We start from the raw sequence: 24,926 nt of genomic DNA, 5'->3' as shown, positions 1-24,926 counted from the left end.
TAGATGAATTGGTATGTAATAATTCCAATGATAATTTCTTTTATCGTTGTGTTTTTAATTGGTGTATTTGCATCAAGACGTGTACAAGCAACTGCTAATAATAAATTTTTGCAAGAATATTTTCTTGGTGGGCGTGAGCTTGGCGGCTTATTATTAGCTATGACGATGATAGCTACGTACGGTAGTGCAAGTAGCTTTATTGGTGGGCCTGGTATTGCTTACAATATGGGGCTTGGATGGGTGTTATTATCGGCGATTCAAGTTGTAACAGGATATATCGTTTTAACGGTTATTGGCAAAAAGTTTGCTATTATCGCTAGGAAGATGGAGGCAATTACGCTTATTGATTATTTAAAGGGAAGATACAATAATAAGGCGGTAGTTGTTCTTTCAGCATTATGTATTATAATCTTTTTGTTTTCAGCAACAGTAGCTCAGTGGGTTGGTGGCGGACGATTAATTGAGTCACTAACAGGACTTTCCTATACAACGGCACTATTTTTATTTACATTTTCTGTACTTGTGTACGTGTTAATTGGTGGATTTCGTGCAGTCGCTTTATCAGATACATTATTAGGAATCATTATGTTAGCCGGAACAACAATCATTTTAATTGCTACTATCATTGCTGGTGGCGGGGTTGAAAAGATAATGCATGAACTCGTTCAAATTAATCCAAAGCTAATAACACCATTCGGTGCGGACGGTAGTTTAACAAAAGCATATGTCACATCATTTTGGATTTTAATTGGAATTGGTGTCGTTGGATTACCACAAATTAGTGTGCGTGCTATGTCTTATAAAAATTCAAAAGCTATGCACCAGGCACTAATCATTGGAACGGTTGTCGTTGGTACAATTATGATTGGTATGCATTTAACGGGTGTATTTGCACGAGTAGTACTTCCAGGTATAACGGTACCAGATAAAGTAATGCCGCTATTAGCGATGGAAGTGTTGCCACCTTGGTTAGCTGGAGTTTTCTTAGCTGCACCAATGGCAGCAATAATGTCTACTGTAAACTCATTATTATTACTTGTAAGTTCGTCAATTATTAAGGATATATATGTGAATTACATAAATAAAGAGGCAGCGGATAGTACGATAAAGAAAGGTAGTCTATGGATTACTGGTATCGTAGGATTACTCGTATATGCTGCAGCTATTAAGCCACCAGATTTTTTAATTTGGTTAAATTTATTTTCCTTCGGTGGTTTAGAAGCGGCGTTCATTTGGCCGATTGTGTTAGGTTTATATTGGAGAAAGGGAAATGCAACTGGAGCTCTCGCTTCTATTTTAGTTGGAGTAGGTTCCTATATGTTTATTCATCTTTGCTTCCCTAATCCATTCGGTATACATACAGTTGTATTCCCGATATGCTTTGCTTTTATTGCTTATATAATTGGTAGTACGCTTACGATGAAAAAAGTAGCGGGATAAAATGGAAAACGTAGGGACTTCTAATATGAAGTTTCTACGTTTTTTTTTGTATATAACAAAATTTTTCTTTTTCATTCTGTATTCCGTCATGTATTCATAAAGTAATAACAATTGATGGGATGGAGTTGAGGTCTATGAAAAAAATATTATTTTTAGGAGACCCGGGAATTGATGACTCTTTAGCAATTATGTATGGATTGTTGCATCCTGATATTGATATTGTTGGAGTAGTAACGGGATATGGAAATGTAACGCAAGAAAAGGCAACAAGTAACGCAGCGTATTTGCTGCAACTGGCAGGACGGGAAGATATACCTGTTATTAATGGGGCTAAAATACCTTTGTCTGGGGATTTTGTGACGTATTATCCAGAGATTCACGGTGCAGATGGCTTAGGACCTATTAAACCCCCAAAAGCTTTTTCACCAAATATAAAACCCTTTTGTGCATTTTTCGATATTCTTGAAAAGTATAAAGGAGAATTAATCATTGTTGATGCTGGCAGGTCAACAACATTGGCAACAGCTTTTATTTTAGAAAAACCGATGATGAAGTATGTGAAAGAATATTATATAATGGGCGGTGCGTTCTTAATGCCAGGCAATGTTACACCAGTCGCAGAGGCGAATTTTCATGGTGATCCTATTGCGTCACATTTAGTTATGCAAAATGCTAAAAATGTGACATTAGTGCCGCTTAACGTTACATCTGAAGCTCTTATTACGCCAGAGATGGTAAAATATATTACGAAACACTCTAAAACGAGTTTTAATAAATTAATTGAACCAATTTTTACGTATTATTATAAAGCTTATAAAAAATTAAATCCGAAAATAACAGGAAGTCCAGTACATGACGTTGTAACAATGATGGTCGCGGTGAATCCGTCTCTTTTAGATTACGTGTATCGTCGTGTGGATGTAGATATAGTTGGAATTGCAAAAGGAGAAAGTATCGCTGATTTTCGTCCTCAGCCTGATTCGAAAGCATTGAAAAATTGGGTGAAAATTGGTTGGTCTTTACATTATAAAAAGTTTCTTGAGGATTTTGTGAAAATTATGACGTAGACATAATAGTAGAATACAAGTTAAAATAATGAAGATGATTATTTAAATAATCATCTTCATTATTTTGTTATTAAGAGATAAATAGAGAAGAGCTACACAATAGGAGAGGAATTTTACTTGAAAAAAACTATAGTATGCGCAGTGATTGTGGGTATTTTTGTTTTGCTAATATCAGGTAACTTTTTAGTGAAAAAAGTTTGGAGTTCAAATAATGATGATGCGCAATATATAGCATCCTTTATTGAAGAACATAAAGATGAAAAAAATAGTGCACTTCTAATAAAAAGAAATGATAAAGTTGTTTATTCTGTAAATCCAAATGTTGTATTGCCAGTTGCTAGTACGATGAAGTTAATTGTGGCGCTTGAATATACGAAACAAGTTACAGAGGGGAAAATTGATCCGTCTAGTTTCGTCTCAATTAATGATGTGAATCGTTATTATGTACCAAATACAGATGGTGGTGCACAAGACAGGTGGCAAAATTATTTGCAGAAAACGGGGAAGATAACTGAAGGAGCGGTTTCTTTAGAAGAAGTTGCAAAAGGAATGGTTAAGTTCAGTTCAAATGCAAATACTGAATATTTAATGGAAGTGTTAGGGTTAGATAATATTAATCGAAATTTACAAAGCTTAGCGCTCCCTGCACACCAACCACTGTTTCCGATTGTTTCATCTTTATATATTCCAGGATATTTGCATAAAGAATTACATGTTCCGAAATATAAAATAGAGAAGAAGTTAAAAGAAATGTCTCAAGAGCAATATCGAGAGTATGCCATGATTATTCATGAACGCTTAAAAAAGAAGGGGCCATTATTATTACAGCAGGAAATTCCCCTGTATTTAGAGGAACGATATGATAAAATTTGGTCGGATAGATTACCTGCCGCATCGGCAAATGATTATATGGTATTGCTTCAAAAGGCAAATCATAAAGGTGGCCTTACAGAAGCTGAAGAAAAAGTGTGGGCGAATATCGTTGAAACAGATATGAGTGCAAAGAAATATCGTAAAACATTCAGGCATGCTGGACAAAAGAATGGCTATACACCATGGACGGTAACTAAAGCAGTTTATGCAATGGATAAACGCGGAAACTGTACAGAAATTGTTTTCTTAGCAAATAATTTAAATGAAGATGACAGTGCTGAAATACGTAAACACTTGGCAAATTTACATTTCCAAGTGTTGCAAAGTGATAAGTATGATGCGACTGTTATTAAATAAACTCGGTGCTATAAGCGCCGAGTTTATTTTAGTGTACAAGCACTTTTTCGCTATCGCTGGGTATGATGGGTAGTAATACTTAGGCGAAAGGGGAAAAGGTGATGAAACAGAGTAAAGAAGAGTTTATAAAGAGTGAAGGCGCTGATTTCCCTGGGAAAACATATGTGGATTGTGTATTACAGCATGTATTTGATTTTCAGCGTAATTACTTATTGAAAGATATGTTTCAAGTGCATAAGGCACATATTACTATGTTAACTGAAGAAAAGTTAATGAAAAGAGAAGAAGCTAAAGTTATACTAACAGCACTAAAAAAGGTAGAGGCAATTCCGAAGGATCAATTGCTATATACGGAGCAACATGAAGATCTTTTTTTCTTAGTTGAACATTTAATAGTTCAAGAAGCAAAGTGTGAATTTGTAAGTAATATGCATATCGGTAGAAGTAGAAATGATATGGGCGTAACGATGTATCGTATGAGTTTGCGGCAATATGTATTGCGGTTAATGGAGCACCATTTATTGTTGCAAGAAAGTATGCTCCAACTCGCTGAGGAGCATATGGAAACAATAATGCCTGCATATACACATACACAACCAGCGCAACCGACAACATTTGGTCATTATTCTTTAGCAATTTACGATACGATGCAAAGAGACTTAGAACGAATGAAAAGAACGTACCATCTTTTAAATCAGTCTCCAATGGGAGCTGCGGCCCTTTCTACAACAAGTTTTCCGATTAAGAGAGAACGAGTGGCGCAGTTGCTTGGATTTACAAATGTAATTGAAAACTCATATGACGCCGTTGCTGGAGCAGATTATTTATTAGAAGTTAGTTCGTTACTTATGGTAATTATGACGAATACGAGTAGGTGGATTCATGACTTCTTATTATTGGCAACGAAAGAGTATGACGGTATTACTGTTGCAAAGTCATATGTGCAAATTAGTAGTATTATGCCGCAAAAACGAAATCCAGTTTCAATTGAACATGCCCGTGCTATTACGAGTAGCGCTTTAGGTGAAGCATTTACTGTATTTCAAATGATTCATAATACACCATTTGGTGATATTGTTGATACGGAGGATGACTTGCAGCCGTATTTATATAAAGGAATCGAAAATGCGATTCGTGTTTTTCGTATTATGAATGCAGTTATTCGAACGATGAAAGTAGAAGAGGAAACGTTAAAAAGTCGTTCCTATAAACATGCAATAACGATAACAGATTTCGCAGATACTTTAACAAAAAACTATGAAATTCCATTTCGGCATGCCCATCATGCAGCAAGTACTATAGCGAATATGTCATTAGAGCAAAAAAAGGAGTTGCATGAATTAAATTTCAAGGACGTAAATGTATACTTACAAGAAAATTTGAAAGTGAATTTATTAGAGGAAGAGTGGAAAGAAATTATATCGCCAGAAGCTTTTATTCAAAAAAGAAATGTATACGGTGGACCGAGTAAAAAAGAAATGGAGCGTATGATTAAAAGTCGTAAAGAGTCATTTCGGAGTGAAGAAGAGATATTTGAAAAGGAAAAACGGAGAATTTTACGAGCTGAAAATGATTTAAACACATTAGTTTCCAATATTATCGAATCGTAAAAGAAGGATTTAATGAATTAATCGCCAATATTTAATTAAAATAAAAATTGAGGGAAGAGATTGTCGATGATTCAATTGCACGTATATGAAGAGGTTATTCGTTTTAAAGAAGATGTTATACCATTTTTAGAAAAGAATGAGCAGGAAAATAATTTAATATTAGGCGTATTACAAGTTGTTCAAGAACCGATATTTATGGCGGCAGCGAAACAAGGAGAAGAAGTGGCGATTGTATTTCTTCAAACAGTGGAGAAACAAATGATCGTTGCTACGTCTGAAATTTCGGAAGAGGATATAGTGGAACTTGCAAAGGAGTTAACGAAAGTATATCCAAATATTCCTGGATTGATCGGTAATAAAAAAATCGTACAGAAATTAGCTGAAGAGATTGCGATATTAGAACAGAAAAAAGCTACTGTTGTGATGGAGCAAGGTGTGTATGAACTAAAACGAGTAAAGAAGAAGTGGAACGGGAATGGGATTTTTCGAGAAATAAATAGCGATGAACTTCCATTAATAGAAAAATGGGTATATCAATTTTGTGAAGATGTGAAGCTCCCTACTACGAAAGAAGAAGCAAAACAAACTGCACATACGTTAATAACTACCAATCGTCTATTCGGTCTGGAAGTGGAAGGTAAACTAATCTCTATAGCTGCAAAAACGAGACCAACTACAAATAATATAACAGTCAATTTCGTTTATACGCCGAAAGAAGAACGGAAAAAAGGGTACGCATCTAATTGTGTAGCCGCACTTAGTCAACGTATGTTAGATGAAGGTTGCAAAACGACTACATTATATACCGATCTAGCGAATCCAACATCTAATAAAATTTATCAAGAAATTGGTTATGAGCAAATTATGGAGTCTGTACTTATATTTTTAGAGGAATAGAATGAAACGATTTATTTTTAATTGAATATATACAAATGGCAAGAATGCAGAGCAGATAGTAAGGATTGATTATCCCTACTATCTTTTTTATTTAACCGAATACATAAGTAATAGATAGATAATTCGTGTTATTGAGACTGGAGAGAGATTTTGGACAGCTTTTATCTCAAAAAGAGCAGAAAATTTAAAGTCAATACTTAAGGAAGCATATTACTTAAAAATGAATAGATAAGGGCAGTAGTTGAAGAAGTGAGAAACAAAAGGGTGAAAAATTGTCCGTTTTCTTTTGATGAAAAATCCCGTATCGACAATTACTTAGTAGTTGTCGATACGAGATTTCAAATCCAATGTTTAGTCAAGAGTATGTGTATTTTACAAAATACAGCTCTCGTTATTCATCAATTCGAATAATCTCGCCTTGCGGGAAGTCCTCAGTTTCTAGTAAATTACGAATAGCTTTCGCAACATATTCAGGTGACAGTAGCTTTCCTTCTGCTTTTAATGCGGTGAATCGATCTAAGTTTGTGAAATCCTCTTTGTTAGCCCCGCGAATTTGTTTTTGCATATTTGTATCAACAACACCTGGTGCAAAAGCGACGATTTTTACAGGGAATTCTCTTTCCGCTTCTTCAGTAGCTACGCACTGTGTAAACATATTGACACCGGCTTTCGTTGTGCAATAAGCTCCCCATCCGAAATAAGGATTTTTTCCTGCGCCAGATGAAATATTTATAACACGTTTTTCTACTTTCCAATTTTTCGTATGTTTCATGAAAGTGGAAGTAAGGATCATCGGTGCAATTAAATTAATGTGTACGTTCGTAATTAAAAGTTCACTTTCTGATTTTTCGATGGGTTTCATTGGTGCAACTGTGCCTGCATTATTAATTAAATGAATAGATGAGACAGTGTCTTTTTTAATAGATGAAAAGATTTCGTTAAAGTAAGTTTCTAAATTATGTACATCTTGAAGATCTAAGGAATGGAAAATACAATGGCTGTTTTTTTGCTTTGCGAGTTTTGTAAGCTCTTTATTCGCTCTTCTAGAAATAGAGATGATTGTTGTGTTTTCTTCTAACAATTGCGCGGCGATTGCCTCCCCTAAACCTTGTGAAGTTCCTGTTATGATAACGTAGCGCATAGTTTTATAAACTCCTCTCGTATGTGCGGAATTTTGTTGGACAACGTACATTGTATAGTTTGTCTATATTTTATAGTATAGAGCACTTTTTACTATAAATGAAATGAGATGATTGTGTGCCTTTTATGAACCGATTTACAACGACAGTAACGGATATGGAACAGTATATGCAAGTGGGAAGGAAGGTGGATATTCTTGCATGAGAAAAAATATACAAGTTCTCGTACAATACAGGCTGTATGTTAAACTAAATTATAAGGAGGAAAAAATATGAGACATCAAATGGGACTATATAATGAACCTTTTCAATCTATTTGTTCTGGCAAAAAAGTATTTGAAGTTAGATTGTATGATAAAAAGCGTCAACAAATAAAACAAGGTGATGAAATTGTATTTACTAATCTTGTGACGGCGGAAATAATTGCTGTAAAGGTAACGGAGATAAAGCGATACGAGAGCTTTAAAGAAATGTATGAACAAATTGATGGAAAATTATTTGATCGTGAAAACGTTAGTATAGAGGAAAGGTTGGAAAGTACATACAAAATATATACGAAAGAACAAGAGAAAGAGTGGGGAACCGTTGCAATTGGTATTAAGGTAATAATATGAGAAGAAATCGCGGTGCAGCTATAATAATTCAGGATGGTAAAATCGCTCTTATAAAACGTGTTCGAGAAGATGAGTTGTATTATGTTTTTCCAGGTGGGGGAATTGAAGATGGAGAAACACCTGAAGAAGCAACGAAACGGGAGGTTTACGAAGAATTAGGGATACATATATATGTGAAAAACCTTATCGCAAAGGTGGAGTATAAATGTACCGAGTATTATTATGATGCCTATGTTACTGGTGGAGTGTTCGGAAGTGGTAAAGGCGAGGAGTTCGAGCTGAAAGATAGAGGGAGTTATATTCCTGTATGGATGCCGATAAAAGAGTTGCTACATATAAATGTAAAACCTTATGAGGTGGCTAAAAGTGTATTCGATTATTATGGAATATAAGGTCTGACAACATACAAAAAAAACCATTGACATAGCCTTCTGATTTAAGTATTGTATTCGAGTATGTTTATAATCAGGAGGTTTATATGAGCAATCAAACTACTACACATCATGTGAAAATGACAACAGCAGATCCATCTGGAATTGGTCTATTTGGATTAGCGATGGTAACACTTGTAGCATCATCTCAAAAGTTAGGCTTAACAGATGGCGTTTCACTTGTATTACCATGGGCAATCTTTTTAGGGGGATTTGCACAAATATTTGCATGCATTCACGATGCAAAGCATAACAATACGTTCGGTACAACAGCATTTGGTGCGTACGGCCTATTTTGGTTAGGCGTTGGAATGACTTGGTTAATTCAACTTGGAGTATTTGGCGAAAAATTAGCACAAGCTGCAGATTCAAAACAGCTTGGTGTAGCCTTTATCGGATACTTGATTTTTACAATCTTTATGACAATTGGTGCAATGGAAACACATAAAGTATTATTTATGATTTTCGTCCTTATTGATTTCTTATTTATCGGTCTTTCATTAAGTACATTAGGTGTTATGCCGCATGCAATGCATAATTTAGCAGCGTATTCTGAACTATGTATTTCATTATTATCTTTCTATGGTTCAGCAGCAGCAGTGTTAAATACACACTTCGGAAAAGTTGTATTACCAGTTGGAAAGCCATTTGGTATTTTTAAAAAGTAATAAAAAAGAACGGATGATTGTATAGTCATCCGTTCTTTTTTATTTATTGATAGCTACAGCAGTAGATCCTGTCATTTCGGAAATCTTTTGAGAGCTTGCTGGGTTGCCGTCTATTGTTACATGAACTTGTTGCTTAGGGTTCGCGGTAACAACCCAGGCGTCTGGTAAATAGCGTGATTTATGAGATAAGGTTGAAGGGATGTTTAAAATATCTCCCATTGCGTACAATGTCGCTGACGAGCCTCCGTCCATTGCCATTGCATTTACGGCCCCTTTTTCATAAAGAATATCTTGGCAGTCTCTTAAAGAAGCTCCGATACTATGAGGTTGTCTTCCGTCAATAATGAAAAACATAATTGATCCATCTTTTTTCTGAGCCATAATACTTCGGGGACCATAGCCCCATCCGCCATCATTTGTAATCATTTTTTCGCCATTTACAATTAGTTGAGGCATAAAGCCAGCAGCGGAAACGACATTTTTATTTAACAGTTGATTAGCAGAAAACTCTCCTGAAACCATTTGTCCGTATTTTGTAAGTCCACTTACGAGAGTAGGGGTATTAATGTCTTTCGGTGTGTTTATAACTTTCCCGTTTTCAATAACAATACCGATGCCTGTTTTACCACCACCATGTCCCGTTTCATCCCAAAAACCACTAGCATTTACAGCAGCAAGTGCATGATTTCGCTTTGCCATGACATATATCTTTTCTCCAACGTCTTTTCCCTGTGAACCTTGTTGTGTAACGAGTTTTACATTTAATGGATTACTAATAGTCATTAATTTACCTTCGAAAAAATGGTCGCTATATTTTTTCTTAACTGTTTCAATCGAAACAGTTAGTGGTAAATTTTTCTTTCGCTCTAATTCTTGTTTTGAAAGTTTAATATTAGCAAAATCGCTATTTTTCCATTTTGGATTTGAAATGGATTGAGAAATATCATTTAACTCATTATCAGACAGTAGTGTGATTTTTGCGTATTGCGGATGTTGAGACGTTAAAATACTTTCCGCTGCGATGACACGTAAATTATGGCCGTATGAAGTGCCGAATAGAATAATGGCACCTACTGTTAATAATAGTGCTGTCAAAAGGGATGATATTTTTAAAAGTCTAATAAAAAATTTTTTCATTATAAAGACTCCTCTTTTTGTAAGATCGAAATTGTTTGTTACCTGAAAATAATGAAATGTGTAAAGGGCCTTTCACATTATATATGCAACATATTAAATGTGAAAGGATGTATATACAATAAGTTGAGAGACCAGATTTGGCAATAGATGAATATGAATGTTAATACTCAAAATGAAAAGGTAATAGTCAGATATACTATTTCTTTTAACATAAACGAAAAGGATATAAATCGGATGAAAAATAATAATTGAAATTGATTCTCATTATTAATATAATGAGAATAAGAATCATTTATTGTAAGAGGGGGATGCCAAAGTGGCGAAAATTTTAATAGCGTATGCAAGTATGTCAGGAAATACAGAGAGTATAGCTGATTTAATTAAAGTAAGTTTAGATGCCTTTGATCACGAAGTAGTATTGCAAGAGATGGAAGGTATGGATGCTGAAGAATTGTTAGCTTATGATGGAATTATTTTAGGATCTTATACGTGGGGCGATGGTGAATTACCATTTGAAGCGGAAGACTTCCATGATGAGTTAGAAAATATAGATTTATCGGGTAAAAAAGTAGCTGTATTTGGATCAGGTGATACGGCGTACGAACTATTTTGTGAAGCTGTAACGATTTTTGAAGAACGTCTTGTAGGATGCGGGGCAGAACTTGTACAAGAAGGATTGAAAATTGAATTGGCTCCGGAAGACGAAGAGGACGTTGAAAAATGTAGTAATTTTGCAATTGCTTTTGCAGAGAAGTTCTAAGAATGGGAGTGTCAACGTGGAAACAATGTTAAGTGCAACGGCTATTACAAAGTTAAGGGATGGAAAACTTTTGTTAGCTACTACATATAATGGCTTATTCATTGAACAAGATGGAGAATGGAAACAGATTTTAAATGAGTTTCAAAAACGAATTCGAGATTTACATAGCGAAGGTAATGTAGTTTACGGAGTAGGAGACGAAGGAGTTTTTATTCGTAGTACGAATGGTGGAGAAACGTGGACGGTCCAGCGCTTCCCGACGAAAGCAACAAGCTGGAATGTATGTAGTAATGAGAATGGAACGGTAATTGCTCATGGAGATAAAACACTGTACCATTCTAGAAATTTTGGTTCCACCTGGGAAACTATTCATCCATTTCTTGATTACGGTAGTAATGCACCATCTATTCGTTCATTATTTTTATATAAACATTACTTATTTATCGGTACAAAAATACATGCTAAATATGGTGGTGTTTGGCTTTTTAATTTAGAGACACGTAAATTAAAAAGGATTAAAATAGCGACAAATCAGATGATTTCTGCGTTGATTATACACAATTCCTATTTAGTAGCAGCAAGTGGATCTTGTAAGGGGATTAGCGGGAATATTTCTTTTTGTAAAATAGATGAGAGTGCTGAGAGTGATAAAATATGTTGGCATACATGTCAAAATGAGCAAAAAGCTAGTAGCTATTTAGACTTAAGTGTAGATCAACATGTGTTATATACAACATCAACGCAAAATAAGGCGGGAATTAGCACAGTTTGCCGTGTGCTTCTTGATGAAGGAATTGTTACAGTATGTGATTCGGTTAAAGGGCATGGTTGGCGCATTGTTAATGAAAAAGAAGGCTATGTTGTAGCTGGGTCAGGTGAATCAAAAGCGATGCAGTGGAAGAAAAAAGTTGTATAGCTTAAAAAAAACTTTACTTTTATTATATTGATATGATATAGTTACTTTAAACCATTTTACTTTTAATAATATAGAGATTTAAATGAGCTGTAACTTCCGAGGAGGATAGCAATGTTAAATCTCCTTCGGGGGGTTGCAGTTTTTTAATGTCTGACGTATTATTGTAAAGTGGTTGAAAATGAATATGTACATATAGGTACATTGTAGGAGGATTTTTTTCATGCAAAACGGTAAAGTAAAATGGTTTAACTCAGAAAAAGGTTTCGGTTTCATCGAAGTTGAAGGCGGAGAAGACGTATTCGTTCATTTCTCAGCTATCCAAGGCGACGGCTTCAAAACTTTAGAAGAAGGTCAAGAAGTTACTTTCGAAGTAGAACAAGGTAACCGTGGACCACAAGCTACTAACGTAAACAAGAAGTAATTATGAAAAAAAGAAGGGCTTGCCCTTCTTTTTTTTTGCGTTTTTATTGAATGAGAGAGTGTCCTCCTATTTACATGTAAAAATAAAACTGAATTTTCATTTTTTAATCAAGGGTATTTCATGTATAAAGTGCATGTATAAATAGATACTGAAAATAAAGTGAAACTTCTAAAGGCTAGAAAAAGATGCCAAAGTCCTAATTAAACTTTGGCACCAAAAGGAACTAGAAAGAGGTATACAAATTGAAAAACGCTACACATTTTATTGTGTTCGATATTGAAAGGAATTTTAGGCCATATAGATCAGAAGATCCGTTAGAAATAGTCGATATCGGAGCCGTAAAAATAGAAGCAAGTACAATGAAGATAATTGGTGAATTTTCAGAATTAGTGAAACCGAGTGCCCAGTTAACTCGTCATACAACAAAATTAACTGGAATTACAAAGCAGGATTTAGTAGGAGTGGGGAGGTTCCCACAAATTATAGAAAAATTTATTCAGTTTGTTGGGGATGAGTATACATTCATTTCATGGGGAAAAGAAGATTATCGTTTTCTATCTCAAGATTGTAATTTTCATGGAGTGGAATGTCCCTGTATAGAAAGAGAAAGCAGGTTTGATTTGCAAAAGTTTGTTTTCCAGGCGTATGAAGAATTGTTTGAACAAACGCCAAGTTTGCAATTTGCAGTAGAGCAGCTCGGCTTAACTTGGGAAGGTAGGCAACATCGTGCTTTAGCGGATGCTGAGAATACAGCGAATATATTTCTTAAAGTATATAGTGAAAAGGATATTAATAAGCGGTACAAAAGGCATGGTGAGCTTGTATTAGTAAAGAACGGTCAATTAACAGAAAAAGCGAAAAAAAAGATGCGGAAATGGGTATTTAAAGAAATGAGGAAAAATACAGAGCGACCTTTTGTATGGAGTACATTTGAAAGTAGTGACACGTGGGAAAGTATAACGGAAAGGTATTATATAAGTGAAAGTGTAGTAGTACTTCTTCAAAATCATTTTCGTACAGCAGTGAGAAAGGCGGAAAGGCAGTTGAAGTATTTGGCTGAGATGGGGAAGGTGCAGGAAGATAATTTCAGTCGGTAAAGGAAAATCGAAGGTATTAAAGAAGTTGAGGTTAAACATTTTTTTTAACAAGGGAAATGTATTAATGAATAATGTAAAAACTCCTATTCCATTTAAAGAAATAGGAGTTTTTTAGTATTTATTTTTTAAGCCAGTTGATCGTTCAGAGTTCTATTCAATCCCACTCGGATCATACCCAAACTGCTGCTTTCTCTCAATCCGCTCAATCACGTCTTGCAACTCATCAGGCTTCAGAAACTCAATCGGAGAGAAACCTTTTTCAAACGTAAGTGTGTCTGCTTCAATCATGAGTACATATCTGTCATTTACCTTCGCGATATGAATCAGGTCTCCGAAATCAGCAAGCAACGCGTTCACAGAGATATGATCTGCTTTTAGCTTTAATTCCACTTCAGGGGCGTGCTCGACGATCTGAGCAGTAGCTTCCATTACTTCTTCTGTTGAAAATTGTTCCATAATTTCACGTTTTGGACTGGCAGCCCATACTTCCATCGCTTGGTCGAATTGTTCGCGTTCTTCTGTACCTTCTTCAAATACATCTTCAATTTGGTCGTATACCATGTCCATTACTTGTGTTTTCATAATTTCAGGCATAGAGCGTTCGTACTCGACGAATTTTAAGAAGTCTTCAAAGTAGCGGGCGTGTGATGCTTGGTGTATTTTTAGTTCGCCTACTTCGACAATACCTTCTTCAGGCATGTATGGGTATTGGATAGATTTCATATTCTTTGTTGTAATAGCCATTTCAACGTTACGAATAAGTGTAGATTCATCAGAAATTGAAGCGACTTTTGGTTCGAAGTCACATTTCATAACGAATACGAATGGATCATCAAAATATTTGCGTAGTTTTGCTTGAGCGATTAAAAATACACCACCACGTACAGCGCTTGTGTCTAGATATGTATAAACGAGAGGTTCGCTCATATCTTTGAAGTTTTCTTTCGTTTCTGCAAAACGAATACGATTAAAAAGGTTGTAGTGAGGGTTTGAATCTAATTCATGTCCTTCTTCTACAATAAAGCGACCGATCTTTGTTGGAGCTTGTTCTGTTTTTGCATGACGTTCTACTTTTCGTTTCGATATTTTTAATAATTCACCATTCAAAAATTCTTTCAAAGAGCTATCTTCATACTCTTCCGCATCTAATGTTTGAAAATGCTTATAGCGTTTATCAACTGCTTCTCCTTTTCCTTCCACTTGTACAACATAAAAGGAAAGGAAATTTATTTCAAAATCCATATTTATCACCTTGTTTCATTTCGTTAACTCTTATCAGTATAGAGATGGAAAAAACTTTCGTCAATTTATATAAGGAAGGGAGAGTCCCTTCCTTATATATTTTTTATTTTCGAAATTAAAAGCCGTCTTCTAATGCTGAAAATGGAATGTTAAGTCTGTTTTCTACTGTACGTAAACGCTGATTTAAGCGGTTTAGTCTACGAGTATGTCGCTCAACTGTGTTTTCTAGTTGACGTACTCTTTGTTCAAGCTCATTTACTCGTCGTCCTAGTTGACGGTTTCCAGTGCCAGGAAAAGAGATTGGAAGTTGAAATTGTCTATTTGGATCATATGGATTAACTTGCTCTGTTTGATCTATATATTGTGCTTGTAAATCGTATTGAGGTTGATATTCATATTGGTTATATGGATCATATGGGTTGTAGGGATACATATAAACTCCTCCGTTTCTTTAAAGTGGGGTAAATTCATCATAATGTATGTGCGAAAGCGGAGTAATGGCACGGCAAATACCTATAAATGTTTCAGTGGTTCATTATTTATGGAAAATTAAGAACATGGAGGTTTTATAATTGTATTTAATTTGGTTAATGGTATATACTGGATATAAGGGTTACATAAAGGTTACAATTCTATCGAGCTTAAATTTTTTATGTGGATATGTATAGACATTTTGGAAAGAAAAGAGTAATTTATATAGAGTGAAAATAACTTGTAACATTTTCTAAATATATTGTAAAATGATTGTAACAAAACATACATAAAAATGAAATAATACATAAGAAATGATGTTGGGAAAAAGGGGAGAGTATATTGTTACGTAAAGTAAAGGGTATATTAGTAGGGGTGCTATGCATAGCTGTAGTAAGCGGTTGTGGTACAAAAGTGAGTGATGTGGCATTAGTAAGTGATATCGGCGGAAACGTTGTAGAAGCTAAGGCAGAAGTACAGGATAGCATTAGCTTAGTGGATGGTCGTACTGGCACTGAAGTGAAAAAAATAGATTTATCAAGCTTAGGCTATTTTGAAGATGAAGCGAAATTCAAAAAATCGGTAACGAAGGTTGCTAGTGAGGTAGGGAAGAGCGTCGATAAAAAGATGGTTCCTTCACGTATAGCGCCTGATGGAACTTGGCAAGAAGGAACGCCTTCGTATGAATTAATGGAAAAAGAATTAGTAGATAAATTATTAAATGTAGGTATGTGGGATTCTTCTTATCAGTTACCAATTGTGGAGAAAAAACCTACTGCAACACTAAGTGATGCGCAAGGTAGTGGTACTGTAGTTGGTAGATATGAAACGAATTTAGGTGGCTCAACAGGTGGCCGAATTGAAAATATTCGTTTATCTGCGGCGAGCGTAAATGGGGTTGTTTTAGCGAAGGGAGACCGTTTCTCTTTTAATGCATTAATCGGTGATACAACGCCAGATAAAGGATATCAATTAGGAAAAGAAATTGTAGATGGTAAATTAGTAGATGGTTATGGTGGTGGCGTTTGTCAAACATCATCTACTTTATTCAATGCAGCAGATCAAGCTGGTTTGACAATGGTAGAGAGAACTACACATTCTAAAACAGTAGGTTATGTTCCACAAGGAAGAGATGCTACAATTGCATATCCATATTTAGACTTAGTATTTGAAAACACGAATGATGCTCCTGTTAAGCTTTATATGGGTATACAAGGTGGAAAGTTAGTTGCTGAAGTACATAAGATGAAATAAATATCATAAGCTATAAAAATATAAGATTTGAAGCCGGTATTTCTAAGTTTGTTAGAAGTGCCGGTTTTTTGTGTACAGTTTATTAAGAATAGTAATTTTGATGACGTATTGTTTGTATGTACGAAAAAAGTCTGGATTTAATTCTTAGTTTTCCTATTGACATTATTTTAATTTAACTGTATTCTTCATAATAACAACTCAATAAATGGAAAAATTTATTAGTTTTCTTATCAAGAGAGATGGAGGGACTGGCCCGATGAAATCTCAGCAACAGGCTACAAAAGTACTGTGCTAATTCCAGCAAACGCAATATGCGTTTGGAAGATGGGGGAAATGGATTAACATTCAACTCTTCTTATATGTGTAAGAAGAGTTTTTTGTTTAGAGAGGGGGGATAGAGTGAAATTTGATGTAACGTATTTTTTAGAAAGTTTTCCGCAATTATTTAAGTATGTATACATAACTTTAGGGATTACTGTTGTTTCAATGATTATTTCTTTCGTTATAGGGATTGGCTTGGCGATCATTACAAAAAATAAAACAAAATTTTTATATCCAATTGCAAGGGTGTATATTTCTTTCTTTAGAGGAACACCGTTATTAGTTCAATTGTTTGTGTTGTATTTCGGATTGCCACAAATATTCCCGACTTTTACAGTACTTACAGCTATGCAAGCAACTTTAATTGGTCTCAGTTTGAATAATGCTGCTTATTTGTCAGAGATAATTCGAGGTTCATTAAATGCTGTAGAATCAGGACAAATGGATGCTTGTTTATCAGTAGGGATGACAAAAGCACAAGCGATGCGACAAATTATCTTTCCGCAGGCTATTCGTGTAGCAGTGCCGTCACTTGGAAATAATTTTGTTGGATTGTTAAAAGAATCTTCGTTATCTTTTGCACTTGGGGTGGCTGAAATTTTAGCGCAAGCGAAAATGCTAGCGGCGCAATCGTATCGTTATATGGAAAGTTATTTAGCGGTAGCGATTGTGTATTGGATTATTACAATCGTAATTAGCTGGGGGCAGAAAAAGTTAGAAAAGAAACTTGATGCGCCGTATTTATAGCAAAAATGAGGTGAAATATGTGATTGAGATAAGTGATTTGTATAAGTCCTACAAACATAATGAAGTGTTAAAGGGAATTTCACTTACTGTGAAAAAAGGGGAAGTGGTAGTAATTATAGGACCTTCTGGTTCAGGGAAATCGACACTACTGAGATGTTTAAATTTATTAGAACAACCGGATGATGGCAGTATTAGAATTGAAGATTTAGAGATTCATACGAAGAAACTTTATAAAAAAGAAATAATACAATTACGTCAAAAAACAGCTATGGTTTTTCAAAACTATAATTTATTTAAAAATAAAACAGCATTGCAAAATATTACAACGCCATTAACGGTTGTACAGAAAAAAAGTGAAGAAGAGGCAAAGGGAATAGCGAGAGAAATATTAAAACAAGTAGGCTTAGCTGATAAAGAAGGTTTTTATCCAACAATGTTATCAGGTGGGCAGCAGCAAAGAGTAGGGATTGCTAGGGCAATGGCTTTAAATCCAGCTGTATTATTGTTTGATGAACCGACTTCAGCGCTTGATCCAGAATTAGTTAATGAGGTATTGCAAGTTATTAAGGACTTGGCAAGACAGCATATAACGATGGTTATTGTTACACATGAAATGAATTTTGCAAAAGAGGTGGCTGATCGCGTTATTTTTATGGCTGATGGAATTATCGTAGAGCAGGGAACGCCAGAAGAGATTTTCCAAAACCCACAAAATGAACGGACGAAAAAGTTTTTACGGCAATTAAATGCATCTGAAGAAGGCAATCATTTCGTTATTTAGGAGGAAGAGTTATGAGAAAATCGTCATTATTACTAACAATAGCATTAACACTATCAGTTGGAGCTTTGTCTGCATGTGGTTCCAATGCAGCAAGTGAAAAAACAAATGAAAAAGTAGTGAAAGTTGGAACTTCCGCGGGGCGTAGCCCATTTATATTTAAAGAAGGTGAGAAAGTAAAAGGTTTTGATGCTGAAATTATTGAAGCGGCTGCTAAAAAAGCTGGATATAAAGTAGAATGGAATGTTTCTGATTTTGAAGGATTATTTGGTTTATTAGATTCAGGCCGTATTGATACGATTGCAAATGAACTATCAGTTTCTCCGGAAAGAAAAAAGAAATATGACTTTTCGATCCCATATGTGTATTCAGGTTCTGTTTTTGCGGTGAAGAAAGATAATAATACAATTAAATCGCTAGAGGATCTAAAAGGAAAGACAGTAGGTGTTGGGCTTGGTACAGCTGGAGAGCAAGAACTAAAAGTATTAAATAAAAATAATGCTTTTACGATTAAAACGTTCTCAGAGGATCCGACAGCGGAATTGAATGAAGTAGGACTTGGACGCGTCGATGCTTATTATAATGATAAAGTTCAAGTGGAAACAACAATAACAAAGGCGAAACTAGATAATGTGAAAGTTGGATTTGGTCCACTTGAATGGGGAGAGATTGCATTTCCATTTGCAAAAAAGAGCGAAAAGTTAGAAGATATAAATAAAGCGTTAAAAGAATTAGAGCAAGATGGAACATTAAGTGACATATCAAAAAAATGGCTAAAAGTTGATGCTACAAAAAAACAAAATTAAGGTGTATTTGTTGAATGCGGCTATTGCCTATCAACTTATATAAAAAACTAAAGGGGAACTGGAGAGGAAGTTATTCATGGTACAAATTCATCCGAAAACACGTATTGGTCATGTCGAATTTAAAGTAAAAGATTTAGAGCGTCAAATTGCTTTTTATGAGAATGTAGTAGGGTTAGAAGTAATTAAGCAAGAGGGGAATAAAGCATATTTAGCAGGAAAAGGTGGTAAGAATACGTTACTGGTTCTTGAGCAGTTGGAAGATGCAGTGCTGCAAGAACCGCGTACGACGGGTATATATCACGTTGCCTTTTTAGTTCCGACTCGTGCAGCTTTTGCTTCGGCACTATTTGGTGTTATTCGCAATAAAAAGGTAATTGATAGTCCAGCTGAACAAGAAGGGCGTTATACATATTCAAATGAAATTTTGCCAATTTCAAGATTTAATAGCGCAAGTGATCATACGTATAGTGAGGCGTTTTATTTACAAGATTTAGAGGGAAATGGTATTGAGATTTATGCAGACCGTCCTCGAGATCAATGGGGAGAGGGACCAGGAGGAAGTACGCCACTTGATTTAAAAGAACTAGCAAAGCTCGTTAATTATGAGTTTGATGGATTACCTGCTGATACTGTCGTTGGACACGTACATTTACGAATAGCTGATGTAGAAAAGTCACATGAGTTTTATGTAGAAACAGTAGGTTTTGAAGTACAACAGCGTGAAGATGATTGCTTATTTATTTCGGCAGGTGGTTATCATCATCATATTGGTGCGAATACGTGGAATGGGGTAAATAACCCGCACCCACCAGCACATGCGACTGGACTAAAAGTGTATACGATTGTATTACCGCATAAAGAAGCGTTAGATGAAGTAAAAGAAAGATTAATAGAAAAACAACATGAAATAAATGAAACTACAAATGGATTTACGGTAGTAGATCCGAGTGGTATTACAGTACAGTTTGAAATAGAAGTAGTATAAAAGAAACCAGAAAGTGTTTAATCACTTTCTGGTTTCTTTTTTGATGAGTTATTCATAGCTCAATCCAATATCTTCTTACAACATTTCCATCTTCTTCAGTAAAATCTTCATCACGGAGACCGTCGTTATGTAAAATCGTTTTCTCTGAAGCAGTATTCACTTCGTCGCAAACGACAAGTACTTTCGTGATGTCTAATTCTTTCGTTTTTTCTAGTGACAACTCTAGTAACTTCGTAGCATAACCTTTTTTTCTTTCAGAAGGGCGAATGCCATAACCGATATGACCACCAGCGTTAAATAGATGATCAGTTAAACTATGACGTATATTAACAACTCCTACAACTCTATTTTCATCTGTCACGAGCCAATAAGTAGAATCTGGTACCCAAGTTTCAGGAATATTTATTCCGTTATGTGCATCGAGTAATTCTTGAATCATAGCTGGGAAGTTAGAAGGGTCTTTTGAAATAACCCATGGAATCATCGTTTCACCGCTATCTTTCCATTCGTTATAAAACTCTAAGTATTCTTCTTGTAAATCAGTAGTAGGTGTAATTAAAGAGACGTTCATTGTTAGTAAGCTCCTTTTATTTATGCTTTATTTCACAAAAATTGCGGCATGAAATGAAAGCGTTGTCTGACTTTCTCAACCTCATTTCATGCAATCCACATTCCGTTTTTAAATGAAAATTAGTTTGGCTTTAAAAATTAAAGTTTTTCGTATGAAAAGTAGGTTGTTTTTTATTTTATGTTAATATTTAAAATATTAACATAAATTCACTGGAATATTAAATATATTTTAATAAAATGCTTTTATATCGATGGATAGATACATGTGATAATTTTTGTTTTATCTCTCTATAATGAATAAAAGGGGGAAGTGCTCGTGAGTTTAGATATTGATTTTATTATACGAATAGGTGTTGCTGGTTTGTTAGGAGCAATGATTGGTATTGAAAGAGAAATTCGTTCAAAAGAGGCAGGGTTAAAAACGCATTTCTTAGTAGCGGTAGGAAGTGCTTTAATAATGGTTGTTTCGAAATATGCTTTTTCAGATATTATGTTTGAAGATCATATGTCTCTTGATCCGAGTCGTATTGCAGCACAAGTTGTTAGTGGAGTGGGGTTTCTAGGTGCAGGCACAATTATTATTCAAAAGCAGGCAGTGAAAGGATTAACGACAGCGGCTGGTTTATGGGCAACTGCAGGAATTGGATTAGCAATTGGAGCAGGTATGTATGTAGTAGGGATTGGAGCGACGATTCTCGTTTTAATTGGTTTAGAGATTGTAAGTCGTATTTTTAAGGTGCAATTTTTATTTCCGCAAAACATAGCGGTGCAAATGTGTATGAATAAACACGAAGCAGTTCAACAAATATTAGAAACGTTACAAGTGAAAGGTATTCCAATCCTTTCATATGAAGTTGATGTTTTACAGCAAGAGGAGGGCGTAATCTATAAAGTAGGAATGCAACTAAAAAATATATCAGCAGAAGAAAAGAATACATTCATTCAACATATGCAATCGTTACCGGAAGTTACGTTTATAAAGCTAAAATCATAATAGTGAAAAAGAGGGATAAGTAATAGTAGAAATTTTAATGTAACGAAGGAAAATAATATCGGAGTAAACTGGGTTCTTTATTCAGAAGCGGATTTAAATAATTATGTTACGTATGCTCAGCCGCAAGGGAATAAATTAGTAGGCAGCTACTATACGTATCCAGGGAAGTATTATTTACATGTATATCAATATGGTGGAGGATTAGGGAATTATACGGTAGAAGTGAAATAGTAAAAAGGTCGCCATTCATGGCGACCTTTTTATTACGTGTTATACCCAAATAATTTTAAATCTTCTCCAGATCCTGAAATAATTTTCTCAAATCGCAATCCTACTTTTTCTAAAAGCTTTCCTGAATTAGCATTATCTATAGAAGTAATCGCTACAATTCGTTTAAGCCCCAGCTCATTTTTCCCGTATTCCATTACCGCAGCAGCTGATTCATAGCCATACCCTTTTGAGCGGAATTTTTCTAAAAAGGCAAAGCCGATATCAACATCTTCTAGTGAATCTCTTTTAATAAGGCCACACATACCAAGTGGAGTGAGATCTTCTTTTCGTTCTACTAAGTAAAGGCCAAAGCCAATTTTGTTATACATATCGACTGGACCGTTTAAAATATAATTTTTAGCATCTTCTAAGTTTCTAACCCCTTTATCACCGATAAACTGAATCCATGCAGGATCGTTTACTAACTCGAGAATAAATGGAGCATCTTTAACATCGAACCAGCGAAGAATGAGGCGTTCAGTTTCACGAACTATCAATCTATTGCACCACCTTTAAAAGTTATAACAATTAGTATGGATTGTGCAAAACAAAAGTGCAAGTTATTTTAATTGAGTTCTACTTGTTCACATAAAGTTCGATTGTTTTGTATAAAAGGATATTTTATAATTAAAATTAACTGGAAAGAGTGAGATGCTTATACAATGACTCCTAGGAAACTAGGAGTTTTTACTATATAACTATCATTATTACTAAATATGACACACTACACATTCTACTTAAGGAGGTATATAATGAAGAAATTATATAATGCATCGTTTACTTATTTAATTATAGGTTTACTATCGGGAATATTCGCTAGAGAGTATGGAAAATATAAAGGGATTTTAGGATCTACACTATTAAATCTTTTGCACACACACACGCTTGTGCTTGGCTTTTTCTTCTTTTTAATTGCTTTAGGATTAGCTAAAGTATTCGCGTTTCATGAAGTGAAAGGATTTAATAAATGGTTTGTTTTACATAACATCGCATTAACTTTAATGTTAGGTTCGCTGGCAGCGAGAGGACTTCTTCAGCTAAATGGAGCGGACTTTAAAGGATTAACTTATATTGTAGGATTCTCTCATTCGATGATGGCATTCACATTAATTTGGTTTATGCTTTTAATAAAGAAGTCATTTAAAATGTAGTTAAAAAAGAACTTGTAGCGTGTGCTGCAAGTTCTTTTTTATGTACAAGTAACGTAAACTTACTATTCTGATTATTTTGTATAAAAATGGTATAATTATTGTGAAGTAAATAATATAAAAGGGGAGCTCGTTATGGAAATAACAATTGAACATTTAGTAAATGAATTAAAGGATGTACTTCCAGAAGATCGAGTAGTTGTTAATACGACAGTAAGAGAGTTACATAGTAAAGATGAATCTTACCATACTAGTAGTTTACCTGATGTAGTTGTGTTTCCAAAAACGACCGAAGAGGTTAGAGAGATAATGAAAGTAGCGAGTCAGCATGGAAAGGCTGTCGTTCCATTTGGAGTAGGCTCCAGTTTAGAGGGGCATATAATTCCTTATGAAAAGGGGATTACGGTTGATTTTTCATTAATGAACAAAATACTTGAAATAAGAGAGAAAGATTTTCTTGTGAAAGTACAACCGGGAGTGACTCGTTCTCAGCTTAATAAAGAATTGAAAAAGTATGGTCTGTTTTTTAGTGTGGATCCTGGAGCAGATGCAACATTAGGAGGAATGGCTGCTACGAATGCGAGCGGAACGACAGCAGTGAAATATGGTGTTATGCGTGATCAAGTTCGTGATTTAGAAGTAGTTCTTGCCGATGGGCAAGTGATACATACTGGCAATTTAGCGGCGAAGTCATCATCAGGTTATCATTTAAATGGTATTTTTGTAGGGTCAGAAGGTACGCTTGGATGCTTTACAGAGTTAACATTAAAAGTATACGGTATACCAGAACATGTTATGGCTGCGAGAGCGTCGTTTCCATCTATAAATGATGCAGTAGAAGCTGTTATAAATATATTGCAAGCTGGCATTCCAATTGCGAGAATCGAGCTTGTTGATGAATTATCTATGAAACAAGTAAACCATTACAGCGAAACAAACTATAGAGAAGAACCAACGCTATTTATAGAGTTTCATGGCAATGAAGCAGGGCTAAAACAAGATATTGAATTTACGAAAGAAATTGTTTTTGATCATAAATGTAGAGAAGTTGCTTTTGAAACTGAAACAGCGGCGAGAAATAAATTATGGGATGCAAGACATAATTTAGCATACTCTTACGTTCATAGTTATCCTGGTAAAAAGCTAATGAGTACGGATGTTTGTTTACCAATTTCTGAATTAGCTGGCGCAATACAACATGCGAAAGAGACATTAGATAAAGTTAGTCTTGTTGGTGGTATTCTTGGCCATGTGGGAGACGGGAATTTTCACGTGCTCTTAATGGTTGATCCAAACGATAAAGATGAAGTGAAAAAGGCGGACGAAATAAACGAAAGTATCGTACTGTATGCTCTTAAACGTGGTGGAACGTGTACGGGAGAGCATGGCGTTGGGATAGGAAAACTAAAGTATCAAGAAGAAGAACATGGGGCGGCATTATTGGTAATGGAGAAAATAAAGAAAGCCCTTGATCCGCAAAATATTTTGAATCCAAATAAAGTTTTTAAGCTAAAAGATAAGGGATGATGAAATTTGGAGAAACGAATTATACATCTTGAAGGATTGGTCGTTTTATTAGCTGCGATTTATATATATGCATTATGTGGATTTAGTTGGTTATTATTTATCGTATTACTTTTGGCGCCTGATTTAGCAATGATAGCATACACGATAAACAATCGTGTCGGTGCACAAATTTATAATCTATTTCACACATATATCATATCCATATTACTTGTTTTAATAGGGATCTATTTTAAGATGGATTCAATTTTAATGGTCGGTTTAATATGGATAGCACATATTGGGATGGATCGAATGCTTGGGTATGGATTGAAGTATGAGACGGATTTTAAGGACACTCATATTCAGAGGTTATAAGAGAGGATTGTAATGTGGACAAAAAATAAATT

General features: G+C 35.0%; 27 protein-coding genes, 1 pseudogene and 1 riboswitch. Of the genes and pseudogenes, 22 read left to right on the top strand and 6 right to left on the bottom strand.

The genetic code is table 11. The annotated features are described in order from the left end of the window. Positions 1-3: 3 nt before the first annotated feature. The 5 genes from panF (at position 4) to ACTFQM_RS12910 (ending at position 6,244) form a co-directional block, all read left to right on the top strand. Positions 4-1,440 carry a sodium/pantothenate symporter gene (gene panF / locus ACTFQM_RS12930; protein WP_400528174.1) on the top strand — a complete coding sequence of 479 codons (1,437 nt, stop codon included), beginning with the start codon at positions 4-6 and terminating at the stop codon, positions 1,438-1,440. Between the two features lie 134 nt (positions 1,441-1,574). Further along, positions 1,575-2,507, top strand: a complete 933-nt coding sequence (locus tag ACTFQM_RS12925; RefSeq protein ID WP_440034676.1) for a nucleoside hydrolase — start codon at positions 1,575-1,577, stop codon at positions 2,505-2,507. A gap of 117 nt (positions 2,508-2,624) precedes the next feature. Then, entirely contained in the window at positions 2,625-3,737 is a 1,113-nt protein-coding gene (locus ACTFQM_RS12920; RefSeq protein ID WP_002172848.1) for a serine hydrolase, read from the top strand. A 101-nt stretch (positions 3,738-3,838) separates the two neighbouring features. Next, positions 3,839-5,347: an argininosuccinate lyase gene (gene argH / locus ACTFQM_RS12915; protein ID WP_440034674.1), complete on the top strand. Its 1,509-nt coding sequence runs from the start codon at positions 3,839-3,841 to the stop codon at positions 5,345-5,347. A 60-nt stretch (positions 5,348-5,407) separates the two neighbouring features. Further along, positions 5,408-6,244 (top strand): GNAT family N-acetyltransferase, encoded by an 837-nt coding sequence (locus ACTFQM_RS12910; RefSeq protein ID WP_440034673.1) that lies wholly within the window; start codon positions 5,408-5,410, stop codon positions 6,242-6,244. 391 nt (positions 6,245-6,635) lie between these two features. Here ACTFQM_RS12910 and ACTFQM_RS12905 read toward each other — a convergent pair whose 3' ends face one another. Continuing rightward, the gene (locus ACTFQM_RS12905) at positions 6,636-7,385 is read right to left on the bottom strand and encodes a (S)-benzoin forming benzil reductase (protein ID WP_440034672.1); all 750 of its coding nucleotides are present in this window, start codon (positions 7,383-7,385) and stop codon (positions 6,636-6,638) included. A 270-nt stretch (positions 7,386-7,655) separates the two neighbouring features. On the opposite strand from ACTFQM_RS12905, the gene ACTFQM_RS12900 reads away from it, so the two are divergent. The 3 genes from ACTFQM_RS12900 to ACTFQM_RS12890 all read left to right on the top strand — a co-directional run bounded on the left by ACTFQM_RS12900 (position 7,656) and on the right by ACTFQM_RS12890 (position 9,096). Next, positions 7,656-7,997, top strand: a complete 342-nt coding sequence (locus ACTFQM_RS12900) for an ASCH domain-containing protein (protein ID WP_025148112.1) — start codon at positions 7,656-7,658, stop codon at positions 7,995-7,997. Continuing rightward, entirely contained in the window at positions 7,994-8,389 is a 396-nt protein-coding gene (locus ACTFQM_RS12895; protein ID WP_440034671.1) for an NUDIX hydrolase, read from the top strand. Before ACTFQM_RS12900 ends, ACTFQM_RS12895 begins: the two co-directional genes overlap by 4 nt. Positions 8,390-8,475: 86 nt before the next feature. Further along, on the top strand, positions 8,476-9,096 hold the full coding sequence (locus tag ACTFQM_RS12890) for an acetate uptake transporter (RefSeq protein WP_000070936.1): 621 nt from the start codon (positions 8,476-8,478) through the stop codon (positions 9,094-9,096). 39 nt (positions 9,097-9,135) lie between these two features. Here the strand turns inward: ACTFQM_RS12890 and ACTFQM_RS12885 are convergent, their stop codons facing one another. Next, positions 9,136-10,233, bottom strand: a complete 1,098-nt coding sequence (locus tag ACTFQM_RS12885) for a phosphodiester glycosidase family protein (RefSeq protein WP_440034669.1) — start codon at positions 10,231-10,233, stop codon at positions 9,136-9,138. 316 nt (positions 10,234-10,549) lie between these two features. Between ACTFQM_RS12885 and ACTFQM_RS12880 the strand changes: the two genes are divergently transcribed. The 4 genes from ACTFQM_RS12880 (at position 10,550) to ACTFQM_RS12865 (ending at position 13,427) form a co-directional block, all read left to right on the top strand. Further along, a complete protein-coding gene (locus tag ACTFQM_RS12880; RefSeq protein WP_048371306.1) occupies positions 10,550-10,993 on the top strand; it encodes a flavodoxin in 444 nt (147 codons plus the stop codon). Positions 10,994-11,009: 16 nt separating this feature from the next. Beyond that, positions 11,010-11,909, top strand: coding sequence for a WD40/YVTN/BNR-like repeat-containing protein (locus ACTFQM_RS12875; RefSeq protein WP_071718041.1), 900 nt, complete (start codon positions 11,010-11,012; stop codon positions 11,907-11,909). Between the two features lie 220 nt (positions 11,910-12,129). Continuing rightward, complete coding sequence (gene cspB / locus ACTFQM_RS12870; RefSeq protein ID WP_001179148.1) at positions 12,130-12,330, top strand: cold shock-like protein CspB; 201 nt, start codon at positions 12,130-12,132, stop codon at positions 12,328-12,330. Positions 12,331-12,572: 242 nt separating this feature from the next. After that, on the top strand, positions 12,573-13,427 hold the full coding sequence (locus ACTFQM_RS12865; protein ID WP_440034666.1) for an exonuclease: 855 nt from the start codon (positions 12,573-12,575) through the stop codon (positions 13,425-13,427). A gap of 150 nt (positions 13,428-13,577) precedes the next feature. On the opposite strand, the gene ACTFQM_RS12860 is transcribed toward ACTFQM_RS12865, so the two are convergent. Both ACTFQM_RS12860 and ACTFQM_RS12855 read right to left on the bottom strand, forming a co-directional pair. Beyond that, positions 13,578-14,669 carry a DUF3900 domain-containing protein gene (locus ACTFQM_RS12860; RefSeq protein ID WP_440034664.1) on the bottom strand — a complete coding sequence of 364 codons (1,092 nt, stop codon included), beginning with the start codon at positions 14,667-14,669 and terminating at the stop codon, positions 13,578-13,580. A gap of 115 nt (positions 14,670-14,784) precedes the next feature. Continuing rightward, positions 14,785-15,102 (bottom strand): hypothetical protein, encoded by a 318-nt coding sequence (locus ACTFQM_RS12855; RefSeq protein WP_440034663.1) that lies wholly within the window; start codon positions 15,100-15,102, stop codon positions 14,785-14,787. A gap of 380 nt (positions 15,103-15,482) precedes the next feature. On the opposite strand from ACTFQM_RS12855, the gene ACTFQM_RS12850 reads away from it, so the two are divergent. The 5 genes from ACTFQM_RS12850 to ACTFQM_RS12830 all read left to right on the top strand — a co-directional run bounded on the left by ACTFQM_RS12850 (position 15,483) and on the right by ACTFQM_RS12830 (position 20,031). Then, positions 15,483-16,394 (top strand): VanW family protein, encoded by a 912-nt coding sequence (locus ACTFQM_RS12850; protein ID WP_440034662.1) that lies wholly within the window; start codon positions 15,483-15,485, stop codon positions 16,392-16,394. A gap of 224 nt (positions 16,395-16,618) precedes the next feature. Continuing rightward, a riboswitch (SAM riboswitch) is annotated at positions 16,619-16,725 on the top strand. Positions 16,726-16,793: 68 nt separating this feature from the next. Further along, positions 16,794-17,462 (top strand): amino acid ABC transporter permease, encoded by a 669-nt coding sequence (locus ACTFQM_RS12845; protein ID WP_242270531.1) that lies wholly within the window; start codon positions 16,794-16,796, stop codon positions 17,460-17,462. Between the two features lie 19 nt (positions 17,463-17,481). Then, positions 17,482-18,243, top strand: a complete 762-nt coding sequence (locus ACTFQM_RS12840; protein WP_440034659.1) for an amino acid ABC transporter ATP-binding protein — start codon at positions 17,482-17,484, stop codon at positions 18,241-18,243. Positions 18,244-18,254: 11 nt separating this feature from the next. Beyond that, on the top strand, positions 18,255-19,046 hold the full coding sequence (locus ACTFQM_RS12835) for an amino acid ABC transporter substrate-binding protein (RefSeq protein WP_440034657.1): 792 nt from the start codon (positions 18,255-18,257) through the stop codon (positions 19,044-19,046). Between the two features lie 76 nt (positions 19,047-19,122). Then, on the top strand, positions 19,123-20,031 hold the full coding sequence (locus tag ACTFQM_RS12830; RefSeq protein ID WP_440034655.1) for a VOC family protein: 909 nt from the start codon (positions 19,123-19,125) through the stop codon (positions 20,029-20,031). 52 nt (positions 20,032-20,083) lie between these two features. On the opposite strand, the gene ACTFQM_RS12825 is transcribed toward ACTFQM_RS12830, so the two are convergent. Continuing rightward, positions 20,084-20,602 carry a GNAT family N-acetyltransferase gene (locus tag ACTFQM_RS12825; RefSeq protein ID WP_071718036.1) on the bottom strand — a complete coding sequence of 173 codons (519 nt, stop codon included), beginning with the start codon at positions 20,600-20,602 and terminating at the stop codon, positions 20,084-20,086. Between the two features lie 315 nt (positions 20,603-20,917). On the opposite strand from ACTFQM_RS12825, the gene ACTFQM_RS12820 reads away from it, so the two are divergent. Together ACTFQM_RS12820 and ACTFQM_RS12815 are read left to right on the top strand one after the other, a co-directional pair. After that, positions 20,918-21,595, top strand: coding sequence for an MgtC/SapB family protein (locus ACTFQM_RS12820; RefSeq protein ID WP_400559343.1), 678 nt, complete (start codon positions 20,918-20,920; stop codon positions 21,593-21,595). A 36-nt stretch (positions 21,596-21,631) separates the two neighbouring features. Next, positions 21,632-21,826, top strand: a pseudogene (locus ACTFQM_RS12815) (pre-peptidase C-terminal domain-containing protein); the annotation flags it as partial. 32 nt (positions 21,827-21,858) lie between these two features. On the opposite strand, the gene ACTFQM_RS12810 reads toward ACTFQM_RS12815, so the two are convergent. Beyond that, positions 21,859-22,362 (bottom strand): GNAT family N-acetyltransferase, encoded by a 504-nt coding sequence (locus tag ACTFQM_RS12810; RefSeq protein WP_440034653.1) that lies wholly within the window; start codon positions 22,360-22,362, stop codon positions 21,859-21,861. A 255-nt stretch (positions 22,363-22,617) separates the two neighbouring features. On the opposite strand from ACTFQM_RS12810, the gene ACTFQM_RS12805 reads away from it, so the two are divergent. From ACTFQM_RS12805 to ACTFQM_RS12795, 3 genes are all read left to right on the top strand, one after another. Next, positions 22,618-23,016, top strand: coding sequence for a DUF2871 family protein (locus ACTFQM_RS12805; RefSeq protein WP_025148126.1), 399 nt, complete (start codon positions 22,618-22,620; stop codon positions 23,014-23,016). 132 nt (positions 23,017-23,148) lie between these two features. Further along, the gene (locus ACTFQM_RS12800) at positions 23,149-24,540 is read left to right on the top strand and encodes an FAD-binding oxidoreductase (RefSeq protein WP_242270516.1); all 1,392 of its coding nucleotides are present in this window, start codon (positions 23,149-23,151) and stop codon (positions 24,538-24,540) included. 6 nt (positions 24,541-24,546) lie between these two features. Beyond that, positions 24,547-24,894, top strand: a complete 348-nt coding sequence (locus ACTFQM_RS12795) for a DUF4260 domain-containing protein (protein WP_440034650.1) — start codon at positions 24,547-24,549, stop codon at positions 24,892-24,894. Positions 24,895-24,926 lie beyond the last annotated feature (32 nt).

It is taken from the genome of Bacillus cereus group sp. MYBK30-2 (genome assembly GCF_051915945.1).
Classification (GTDB): domain Bacteria; phylum Bacillota; class Bacilli; order Bacillales; family Bacillaceae_G; genus Bacillus_A; species Bacillus_A paramycoides.
Note: the sequence above shows the minus strand (reverse complement) of the source record. Positions and strands in the feature narration are given on the sequence as shown.